The sequence below is a fragment of the Streptomyces sp. UNOB3_S3 genome (assembly GCF_020740895.1).
Classification (GTDB): domain Bacteria; phylum Actinomycetota; class Actinomycetes; order Streptomycetales; family Streptomycetaceae; genus Streptomyces.
Genome location: NZ_JAILXP010000671.1, coordinates 1 through 1,563 on the forward strand (window position 1 = coordinate 1; position 1,563 = coordinate 1,563).

The window sequence follows — 1,563 nt, forward strand, 5'->3', positions numbered from 1 at the left end:
GTGCCGCAAGGTAATGTGCACACCATGGCCATGACTTTCGCTCTCGACGTAGGGCCCCTGAAGCCCGATCTCGCCCCGCTCGCTCTGGGCCTGGTGCTGTTCTTCATCGTCTTCGCCGTGATGGCGAAGGCGATCCTTCCCCGGATCAACAAGGTCCTCGTCGAGCGCGAGCAGGCCACCGACGGCCGGATGGACGAGGCGGAGGAGACGCGCGCCGAGGCGGCGCGGGTCCACGCCGAGTACCAGGAGCTGCTGGCGGAGGCCCGTCACGAGGCGGCCCGGCTGCGCCAGGAGTCCGTCGAGCAGGGCAACGCGATCATCGCCGAGCTGCGTGCCGAGGGTCAGCGTCAGCGTGAGGAGATCATCTCCGCGGGTCACGCGGTGATCGACGCCGAGCGCGCGGTGGCCGAGGCCGAGCTGCGTGAGCAGGTGGGCTCGCTGGCCACGGATCTGGCGGGCAAGATCGTCGGCGAGTCGATGACGGACTACGCCCGGCAGAGCGGCGTCGTCGACCGTTACCTGGAGGACCTGCGGACGGCGAAGGCGTCGGACGCGGCGGCGGGCGAAGCGCGCGGCTGACGACAGCAGAGCCATAGGCCTTAAGGCTCCCGCGCCCCTGTGAGGGGGTGCGGGAGCCTTTTGTCGTCTCCGGGCCGGGCTGTCCGCGGGCCGGGCCGGGCCCGGTGAGGCCCGTAGGCCAGGTGGGTCAGGCACGGGCGATGGTCTCGTGGTGGCGGATGACCTCGGCGATGATGAAGTTCAGGAACTTCTCGGCGAAGGCCGGGTCGAGCTTGGCGTTCTCGGCGAGCTCGCGCAGCCGGGCGATCTGGCGGGCCTCGCGGGCGGGGTCGGCGGGCGGCAGCCTGTGCTCGGCCTTGAGGTGGCCGACCTGCTGGGTGCACTTGAACCGTTCGGCGAGCATGTGGATCACCGCCGCGTCGATGTTGTCGATGCTGTCGCGCAGCCGGCCCAGCTCGGCGCGTACGGACTCGTCGATGACGTTGTTGTTCTTCTCCACGGTGACGACCCTATGCGGACGGGCGTGGTCCGATGACCGGTGGGTGCTCCGGATCGGGGACGGTGCCGCTCCAGCCGCCCGGTACGGACCTGCCCTGGCGTTCGCGGAAGCGGACGGGGGCGGTGCCCACCCTTCGGGTGAAGATGCGGCTGAAGTAGGCGGGGTCGGTGTAGCCGACCCGGCGGGCGACGGCGGCGACGGGGAGCTCGGTGGCGGCGAGGAGCTCCTTGGCGCGGCCGAGGCGGATGCCGAGGAGGTAGTCCTTGGGGCTGCATCCGGCGCCACGGCGGACGGCGGTGCGCAGTTCGGCGGGGGTCATGCCGTGGCGGGCGGCGTGCTGGGCGACGGACAGCGGGAGGAAGGCGTCGCGGGCGAGGGCGTGGAGGAGGGGGTCGGTGTCGCCGGTGGTGTCGGCGCGGGAGCGGCGCAGGGCGACGAGGAGTTCGTGGACGGCGGCGGAGGTCTCGACTTCGAGGTGGGGGTTGCCGCGGCGGGCGGCGCGGGCGATGCGGGTGACGGCGGCGCGGGCGGCGGTGGTGTCGGTG

General features: G+C 72.2%; 3 protein-coding genes. 1 reads left to right on the plus strand and 2 read right to left on the minus strand.

What is annotated here, in order from left to right; all coding sequences use genetic code 11:
* Positions 1–24 precede the first annotated feature (24 nt).
* A complete protein-coding gene (locus tag K6I33_RS34890) occupies positions 25–579 on the plus strand; it encodes a F0F1 ATP synthase subunit B (protein ID WP_229358804.1) in 555 nt (184 codons plus the stop codon).
* Positions 580–706: 127 nt separating this feature from the next.
* Here the strand turns inward: K6I33_RS34890 and K6I33_RS34895 are convergent, their stop codons facing one another.
* Positions 707–1,018, minus strand: coding sequence for a chorismate mutase (locus K6I33_RS34895; protein WP_229358805.1), 312 nt, complete (start codon positions 1,016–1,018; stop codon positions 707–709).
* A 10-nt stretch (positions 1,019–1,028) separates the two neighbouring features.
* On the minus strand, positions 1,029–1,563 hold a 535-nt coding region (locus K6I33_RS34900; RefSeq protein WP_229358806.1), incomplete at its 5' end, for an AraC family transcriptional regulator.